This window comes from Pseudogracilibacillus sp. SO30301A (assembly GCF_037072025.1).
Classification (GTDB): Bacteria; Bacillota; Bacilli; order Bacillales; family Amphibacillaceae; genus Pseudogracilibacillus.
Map to the genome: position 1 here is coordinate 1 of NZ_JAXHDD010000091.1, position 9262 is coordinate 9262.

10 protein-coding genes and 1 pseudogene are annotated in these 9262 nt (G+C 32.7%); 3 read left to right on the plus strand and 8 right to left on the minus strand.

From position 1 onward, the window contains the following. The first annotated feature begins 185 nt into the window (after window positions 1-185). From SPD89_RS21880 to SPD89_RS23315, 3 genes and pseudogenes are all read left to right on the plus strand, one after another. The gene (locus SPD89_RS21880; RefSeq protein WP_336264056.1) at window positions 186-380 is read left to right on the plus strand and encodes a cold-shock protein; all 195 of its coding nucleotides are present in this window, start codon (window positions 186-188) and stop codon (window positions 378-380) included. A 196-nt stretch (window positions 381-576) separates the two neighbouring features. After that, complete coding sequence (locus SPD89_RS21885) at window positions 577-714, plus strand: hypothetical protein (RefSeq protein ID WP_336264057.1); 138 nt, start codon at window positions 577-579, stop codon at window positions 712-714. A 260-nt stretch (window positions 715-974) separates the two neighbouring features. After that, a pseudogene (locus SPD89_RS23315) lies at window positions 975-1440 on the plus strand (DDE-type integrase/transposase/recombinase); the annotation flags it as partial. Between the two features lie 199 nt (window positions 1441-1639). Here SPD89_RS23315 and SPD89_RS21895 read toward each other — a convergent pair. The 8 genes from SPD89_RS21895 to SPD89_RS21930 form a co-directional block, all read right to left on the minus strand. Further along, a complete protein-coding gene (locus tag SPD89_RS21895) occupies window positions 1640-2266 on the minus strand; it encodes a hypothetical protein (RefSeq protein WP_336264059.1) in 627 nt (208 codons plus the stop codon). Next, window positions 2259-3125, minus strand: a complete 867-nt coding sequence (locus SPD89_RS21900) for an ATP-binding cassette domain-containing protein (RefSeq protein ID WP_336264060.1) — start codon at window positions 3123-3125, stop codon at window positions 2259-2261. Before SPD89_RS21900 ends, SPD89_RS21895 begins: the two co-directional genes overlap by 8 nt. Beyond that, window positions 3122-5095, minus strand: a complete 1974-nt coding sequence (locus SPD89_RS21905) for a hypothetical protein (RefSeq protein WP_336264061.1) — start codon at window positions 5093-5095, stop codon at window positions 3122-3124. The genes SPD89_RS21900 and SPD89_RS21905 overlap by 4 nt, the downstream gene beginning before the upstream one ends. Before the next feature lie 177 nt (window positions 5096-5272). Further along, entirely contained in the window at window positions 5273-5524 is a 252-nt protein-coding gene (locus SPD89_RS21910; RefSeq protein WP_336264062.1) for a hypothetical protein, read from the minus strand. Between the two features lie 73 nt (window positions 5525-5597). Beyond that, window positions 5598-5780 carry a hypothetical protein gene (locus tag SPD89_RS21915; RefSeq protein ID WP_336264063.1) on the minus strand — a complete coding sequence of 61 codons (183 nt, stop codon included), beginning with the start codon at window positions 5778-5780 and terminating at the stop codon, window positions 5598-5600. A gap of 1036 nt (window positions 5781-6816) precedes the next feature. Continuing rightward, window positions 6817-7011: a hypothetical protein gene (locus SPD89_RS21920; protein ID WP_336264064.1), complete on the minus strand. Its 195-nt coding sequence runs from the start codon at window positions 7009-7011 to the stop codon at window positions 6817-6819. 617 nt (window positions 7012-7628) lie between these two features. Next, a complete protein-coding gene (locus tag SPD89_RS21925; protein WP_336264065.1) occupies window positions 7629-8258 on the minus strand; it encodes an ATP-binding cassette domain-containing protein in 630 nt (209 codons plus the stop codon). 5 nt (window positions 8259-8263) lie between these two features. Continuing rightward, window positions 8264-9262, minus strand: a 999-nt coding sequence (locus SPD89_RS21930; RefSeq protein WP_336264066.1) for a hypothetical protein, incomplete at its 5' end; no start/stop codon positions are given.

Here is a 9262-nt window from a genome sequence, read left to right on the forward strand (position 1 = left end):
TTTTTCTGATGAAGATAGAAAATGGTATCTTTTTAAAGTGATACGTGTTACACTATAAATAACTTAATTGTTCGTGCTAGCAATACAGGATTAATGTCAATGCATACAATGTATATCATCGTCTTGAATTATTATCAGAACAACCAAAGTAATAAACGTGCATGATGCACATGGAGGAATTATTTATGAACTCAGGTTCGGTAAAATGGTTTAACGCAGACAAAGGTTTCGGTTTCATCGAAGTTGAAGGCGGAGATGATGTATTCGTACACTTCTCAGCAATTCAAAGCGATGGTTTCAAAACTTTAGAAGAAGGTCAACAAGTTACTTTCGATATCGAGGAAGGTAACCGTGGACCTCAAGCAACTAACGTTAGATAATAATTTACAGTAAAAGGCTCTTCTTTCACAGAAGGGCTTTTTATTTTTTACTATTTTAGATTTAAGACACTTTTCTAAAATAGTAAATTCAATCGTACAAATTATCTGAAATAATCAACTCTAAAATATATGTTGGGGTAAAAATAAAACCTATTTATTAAAATTAATCAAGTATCAAGAGAAAATTATTTTTGCTTTGATAGGTATTATCCTTGGAAAATCGGTTGCACGTGGTCTTTACGATGAACCAGTGAACAAGCCTTACCGTAGACTAGAAGTGGATAATATGCCTATCATTGTTAGAAAAACTAGATTACAAATTACTTTTGGATGAATACTAGGACAAGTATGGCAAACCTTTAAAACCAGTGATTCGCCAAAAAAATAGTGTGGTAAATGTCCCTGCGAATCTGACTTGCCAAGGTGTTCTTCATCACTGATTATCTTTACATTAACAATAGCAATAAAGGACAATAGTTGTGTAAAGTGTGTGATTGTCTGTTTAGTAAAAAGAACAGATTTTTGAAAGAAGCAATCCCTAAATGTACTTAATTGTTTAAAATCATTAGAATGTATCAAACAACATAAAGATTTCATCGTGATACACCATCAGCAGTCACAGCGATTGATGATGTGCTCAAACTAAAGAAATTCCACAAGAGCTAACATTAGTTGTTGACGGGAACCCGATTTATATCTTAACCCAACACTATTTCGCACAGCGTAACATTGATTTTGATGTAAACAAAGTGATTGGTCTTACAAATGACGACCCTGTTTCAGAGGAATATCGTCCATTAAAACAAATGATTGAAAGACTAAATCGGACGTTTAAAGGCAACTACAGAGCAACTACTGGATTCGATCCCCAAACAGGTTCTATTTTTTATGTGACCTTGTTTGTAGCGTATTTTAATTTCTTACAACCACACACGCAACGCTTGAAAATCAAGTATCAGTAGTTATTCCTGAGCTTAAGATTCAGCCACATATACCTGCTAGATGGACAAAATTAATTGAATTATCACAGGAATTCTTGACCCAGCAACAATCAGGCTAGCTTTTTGTTTAGCTGAGCACGACAAACTAGCTATCGGCGAAGGGAACTCTTGACATACCGAACTTGACAATGGTTTAAAATGGGAAACGTCAAGGGCTATTCAGTCTGCCTTCTTTTTGTCCCTTTCGCCCTTAACACCTCACACATAGTTTAATTGGAAACATAGTTTGAATTTATTAGCTATCTAACTTACTTCTTCTCATTTAAAGGTTCGTACTATTTGTGCAATAGATAGTAATATTCCTGTAATTAAAAAGAAAAATGTTAGAAATAGTGAAATGTTGTAATAAGCCTTTTCAAATATAAAAAGATGTGGCCAAGGTAAGTAATTTTCAAGTATCACTGTCGAAATTTCTATTACTGTATACATTGCGATGATTACAATAGCAATCTCCAGTGATTTTACGAGTGTCAATAAGCTAACGCCAATTAATTGATAAAAAACAAACAATAATATCAAATGAATAATCATGATGAAATTAAAAAAACCTATTCCCATCGCAAAAATAAGCAGGATCATTAAAAGCAATATTATCAGACCATGGAAGATACCGTACCGTAGGAAATCATAGGCTATGTTTTTACTATAGTAAGGTAGAAGTGTATCTGTTGCACCTTCATCATAAATTGAACTATATAGAAAAACCAAGTGCAACCCAGCGAACGGTATAGCTATCCCTTGTAGAAAGATATATGGTAAGTTAGATCCTTCTGGATAACTTATGAACATAAGTACCAATGTTAGTAGATACCCTATAAAAGGAATGGTGTAGATTCCTTTTATCAGTTGGAAATCAAACTGAAAGTGATATTTTAACTTATTCATGAATTCGGCTCTCTTTCAATAAAGTTAAATAACCATCAATCAATCTAGGTGTGACTTCTTTTCCTACTGGTTCATCCGACAAGAATCTTACTGCAATATGTGAACCATTATCATCTAATTGAATCACTTCATATTTGGCAATAATTTCATCTAATTCTTCTGGTACTACTTCTAATTGATATGCTTTCTGATTTGCTTTTTTCTTCAGTGCTTGTGGATCCCCCTCGAATAAAACATTCCCACCTTTAATGACACCTATACGATTACATAAGAATTCGATATCCTCTACTAAGTGTGAGGAAATAATTACAGTGTGTTCTTTACCTAGTGTCTTTAACAAATTTCGAAAACGAACCCTTTCTTCAATGTCCAACCCTGCTGTCGGTTCATCAAACATTAATACGGATGGCTTTCGAAGTAACAACTGGGCAATACCAACCCGCCTTCGCATCCCACCAGACAATTCCTTCATTTTTTTCTTCTCATGTTCCTGTAAATTCACCTTTTCTAGTACGTCTTTAATCATTCCTGCTGTTACTGAAACCTTAATTCCCTGTAGAACTGCAATATGCTCCAGTACTTGATATGTGGTCAAATCCGGATATACCATAAAGTCTTGGGCTAAGTAACCAATGGTGTCAATCTTTTTTACATATGACTTTGTACTAATCAACTGGTCATCCAAATACACACTACCTGATTGAAATGGCTCCAACCCTGCTAATATTTTCATTAATGTAGTTTTTCCTGCTCCATTTGGTCCTAATAGTCCATATACACCAGAAAAGGATAGTTTTACGTCTGATAGAACCAACTTTTTCTTATATGCTTTATTCAATTCTTTTGTATAGATATTCACTGGACTTTCCTCTCTTCTACAAGTGCTTCCACGTCTTCCCATGTCCATGTATCATCCATTTCAAGATACCATTGCTTTAAGAAACTTTTTCTATCTTCTGTTCTCCACCCAACGAAGGCAGCATGAATGTCATAAACTCTTTTTTCTAAAGATGTACCCAGTATTTCTAATGTTGGAGTCTGAAAAGCTACTGGATAGTTGTGTTCCTTTCTAATCATGACAGATGTTAAATTTACCCACTCATTAAACATAGCTGTAGGACTTTTTTGTTCCACTAGAATTTGTATTAAATACTCATCAAATACACTAAACGTATCAGGATGTGTCATTGCTGTGGTGATTCCACCTGCATTATATATAAGATGATCTTTATTTATATATGAAGATGGTCCATTCAATACAATTTTCGTTGGAGGTTCATTTACATTTAACGGAACAATTTGTCTCAGCTCCTCAAAGTTAATCTCCAATCGTTCTATGATTTCTTTTGTTTGTTCAACCATGTTGGTCCAATCTGAAGGATAGATCACTTCATAACCCTGATACTCTAGTTTATTTCCTTGACCTATAATAATAGAGAGCCCACTTGAGTTTCCCTGATAATTTTCATTCGACCTTTCCAAATTCGTGAACAATAAGTTTTCTGCTTCAAGATAGAAATCATAAGTCTCATTTGCATTTGCAACATTGTCGGTTAGTTTTATATAATCCGAACCATCCTTTTCATACATATGCTTCTCTCTTTTTTTAGGGTACCACGCCTGATTGGCAAGCAACACAACTCTATTATTCGTATATGGTACTAATTGTGTGTGTGTTATTTCGTACACAAATTCTATTACTTTGAAATCATCTGTATGGCTTTCAATTTGAACAATATCGCCCTCTCTCGAATAACTCACTTCATTCCCGTCTACCACTATTTTCTCAATTGGAAAAGCGTAATATAATTGAAAAGATGGCTTGTCCGTATTAGCATGAAGAAAGAACAATTTAGCATTTACTTTATTCTTATCTATTTGAATATCATATGCTTCTACATCATAATTAACATCTGTAGTCACCGACTGGAACTGTTGATATGCTGAAACCTCTTTATTGAAATCAGCATTATTAAATGGACTCGTATTTGTGGTAATCGACATTCGACCAGAGACAATGCTAAAACAAAGAAGGAGAGCCACAATGAATGTCATTATTCTTTTCTCTTTTTTAATAACTGCCCATTTGATAGATGCAACTGATAATAGGAATAAGAGGATTAACAACCACGTGAGCAATCTCCATTCCAGTCCATCATATACATTAAATCCGATATAGGGACTATAGAGGGAGAATATACTAGAGGGTCCTATGCTTAACAATGATTCCCAATCTTTTGTTCCTATTTCCCGAAAGAATGGCGTAAATAATTCTTGATTCAATCCTCCTGTTAAAAACCAAATCAACACAATGAACATCACACTTATTTTTTTATCACCAAAAATAGATGCGATAACCAACCCAATTAATGAAGCAAACAGTAGCGGAGCAAACATATAGTCCACCAAAAGTCGAAACAAGGAACCATAGATAGAGGAAAATTCAACGCCTGCCAAATAATAAGTCATTACAAAAATACTATAAGTCAACAACAATAAGATTAATTGAAATATAAAATGAATACTAAACAAAACTGTTAGTTTTTCGAGAAGTATTTTGTAGCCATCTGTAAAATATCTATGAATACCATATTTTAATTCATTTGAAAAAGTAAGATAAAAATATATCATATATAAAAGGGAAAATAATTGTATAATAACAATGATTTGCCCTGGAAGATTTCCATAGTCTTCTTGATCAAACCATGTATTGAAAAACCTAAAAATTTGTACAGATATTAACAAGATAAGACCGATACTGGCTATAAGATAAAGCCAACTCTTACCCATATTTTTAAAATAGAAAAACAATAGATACTTTATCCGCATATAAATACACCTATTTTCATATTCTGTAGAAAAGGAGAAGTAGCCTGATGGCCTCACCTACTTCTCCCCGTTCGGATTGGCTATTTGGAGAAATACTAGCATGGCTGTCATCAACTTTAATAAGGAAAGGTCTGGTAATGACTAAAGTGTATATTAGATAGGCAAGTCACAATACGCTTACTTATCTATATTTGTTATGGCATAAGTTGGATGTTTGTCAATACATTCTTTTGGTATATCAAGACCTTTTAAGTCAGATCTATCAATTCCACCTCCACCACCTTTTAAATGATCTCCCTCCAATATAGTCCCATGGTCTGCAATTTTAACACCATGCAAACCGTTTTCTGTATGTGGAGTTGTACCTTTAGGCCAAATAGGAATCTTAATCCCCTCTAAATCTTTTTCATTATGACTTTTAATAAGCAAACATTGTGTTTTGGTATCATATTCAAGTACCCCTTCATGTTGACAAATTTTAAATATAAGGCAATCATCTTATCTACTCTTTTATATTCACTCTCATCCCTACTGTATTTTGCATATTAACTGCGGGAGTAAATTGACTTCGTTTTACGTTTGAAATTGTCTGATAGCCACTGTGTATTCCATAAGCAGTACCTCCATAAAACCAAGGTCCACCACTATCACCACCGCTTGTAATATGACGACTAACTGCAGTCATAACTTATAGCCGTCTCGTGCTGTGTTAAGTTTATATACTATGTCACATTTGTGACCGGTTTTTTTACCAAAATTACACAATGCCATTCCCTTACGTGGCTTACTTACAGCAGTTGCATAGCGTTTCTTGTTCTTAGCGTAGTAAAAGGTTCGAGTAGCTGTTTTGCTACCCACACTATACCTTGATAGATCTCCGTATTTACCTTTATGTGAACTTTTTGGAGATTCAACAAAGTAATCATCCAATCAAATGGAAGTATTTTTTAACTTATTTGTTTGAATGGATGATAATGATAAAAACTTTACTCCATTAATAAGCTCATTTGAGCTGTTTATAATAATAAAAAACTAAATTATTTTTTCATTGTGAATAGTTCCATACATTTCCCTAAACATAAAAGATTGCATACTCGTTTATGATATTAACTATTTGTATAATAACTGTGTCCTTAAAATTAGCATACTATATAAACAATTAGTATTTTCCGCAAAAATCCCCTAAACTTTTAGCATAAATTTTAGGGATTCCCCTAAAACCCCAAAAATTCGCTACTAAAAATAAAATTTATTACAACGATCTTAACCTTCCAATTCCAAATCTAACAAACTATTACTATTTTATAGGGAATTTCCGATTTCTACATTACTAGTTATCAATCACTCCTAACTTAAAGGAATATAAAACACCTATTCGTTAACAAAAGGAATTTGCACTTTAAATAGATAAAGATTTACAGCGAAAAATGACTAAACCAATGTTATAATCTGGTTTAGTCAATATAATTATTTTAGCTAGTGGCTAGTGCAATAATTTCTTAGACGTAAACCGATAAGGTGATTTGGCGAACCGAATAAATATTTTTAAATCATCAACAAACGGTAACATTTACATTATTAATTTCTAGCTTCGTTTATTCTGCTATCAAAGAAGTGAGTGTTGCTTTTTTAGTAGATAAGAAAGTACATAAGTGCAACTAAGGCATTCGCTATAAGGCTTGGCGAATGCCAAGTTTTCTAACAGTAAATCCATCCACTTATTATTTCATCAATCCTAAATTAGCAGTCATTAAAATCGATTCTCTAATGTAATTTTTCAATTCGTTTGGTGTGTTAAATTGATTTCTGATCTGGTGTATTTGTCCATTATGTAAAAATAAAATTTCATCCGCTAGTTCTTGTGCGATATCAAGTTGGTGAGTAGAAACAATAATTATTTTCCCCTCCGTTTTCAATTTTTAACACACCTGTTATCACTTCTGCAGTAACAAAGTCAATTGCCACAAAGGACTCATCCATTAAAATATACTCATGTCCATATTTATTTCAGGAGAAATTCGATTATTTATATCTTAAAAGTTAAAATAACTTTTAGCAAGTCGCTGGCAATATAGGCATATCAATTGAAGTTTCTACTGGTTGTTGCGTTGCATTTCTAATCTCTTTAACACACCTCGGAAAACGAATAATAGGCTATCTTTCTCTTTAGATTTTATGAGAAAGATAGCCTAGTTTTAATTTTTTACTTATTTCAATTGAAACACTAAAAAACAATAGTGCAATGGATTTCAATCATCTTCAAGCGTTTTATTTCACTGCAGTTGCATGATCATGTTTTCCATTAGGCACTTCCAAGTTGAGTGTTTCTTTTCCACTAACTCCAGTCCAGTCAGTGCTCCACCAAATATTTGTGTTATTATTTTTTACTAATGCTCTTCTCTTACTTCCCTTATTAGATACTATGGTGGTGTAATATGGCTTTGCATCTTTATACTGTATAAAGTGGAAAGTACTTTGGCTTAAATAATTTTTTGCAAAAACCTCTTGTAGATTTGTTCCCACCTGTTTTTATTTATATTGAAATCACTCGATCACAATAATGACACACATCATGATCATGTGACACAATAACAATTGTTTTCCCCAACTTATGTAATTCCTTTAAATGTTTCAAAATATTTACCTTGTTTTCATTATCTAATGAGGCTGTTGGCTCATCAGCAAAAATCACATCACAATCTTTAAGTAAAATTTTTACAATCGCAATTCTTTGTTGCTCTCCACCTGAGCATTCAAATACTTTCTTGTTTAAAATCCCTTCATCTAATCCTACCTTCGTCAAGGCACCCACCATTAACTCAATTTTTGCTTTTTTATTTTTATATTTTAGTTGCTTGATTAAATTTAAATTATCATAGACGGTTTCATTATCGATTAACCCAAAGTTTTGAAAGATAAAGCTTATTTTCTTACTTAATAATTTTCTTTGTTGGGCTCTTGTATGAATCAGTTTACCGTTGTATAATATTTGACCAGCATCTTTCTTCTCAATTAATCCTAAAATATTTAATAAGGTTGTCTTGCCCGAACCAGATTTTCCTAAAATACAGACCATTTCCCCTGATTCAATCGAGATATTAAACTGATCAAAAATGATGTGTTGACCAAACCTTTTTTTCAAACCCTTCAACTCTATTTTCATCTCACTCACCTCAAACTTTCAGAAAAATGTCTCGTTTTTAAATGAGTTGTAATCCAAAGCACTAGACCATCGATTGCCAGGTAAAAGGTGATAATAAAAGCCGCATCACCGAAGGGAAAATCCAACCATGTGTATAAAATAGCTTGAGCAACTAACAAAAATAAAACAACTACTTTTAATTCACCTAATATTAAACCAATCGTACTACTTCCTTCACTTTTTAAAATGGCGTATTTCTTATCATTTATTTCACAATTCAATATTGATTGTTGATATGTATTCATAAATATTGCAAGTATTATCACGATAAATATTGGTAAAATCGTCTTTAATTCTTGTAAAAAAAACGCTCTATCAGAATTATACTGCTCCTCAACTGACTCAACATAGAAAGGTGAAACTTCATTATGCTCTAAATAAACATTATCAAAGTATTCTTGAGCGTCAATAGAGTTCCCATCATACTTGAAGTAAGCTATGTTGGACCCAATACCTGAAGTGCCTTCATATACAAATAATATAACTTCGGAATTATTCACCCCGTAATAAATGTAATCATATGGAACAATACTATTTAATTTAGTATCCGAATAAGTCAAAACTTTACCTATCCCATTAAACCCTCCATACATTTCATTATCTAAAGCTTCCAAAATTTTATCTTTTTGGTTTACTAATCTTTCCGGTATTAGTACATAATTGTCCTCTTTTATTTTTTCGGCAACCTCCCGAGAGAGATTGAGATGTACATATTCTTTAGAAACACTATGTACAAGCATATTACTTCTGCCATTATCTATAGGTAGCTCTTCTAAATATGATATTTCAAAATAACTATTTTCTTGAACTAAATATTTTTTTACTTGCCCCTCTTTTTCTATATCCTCTTCATCTTCACCCATTTTCAAATTAACTAAATGCTGTGGTTTCACACTGGTGGTACTATATAAGTTTTTGATGTTATTTAAGTAATCTTGTTCGGTAGTTACAATATGTATATATCG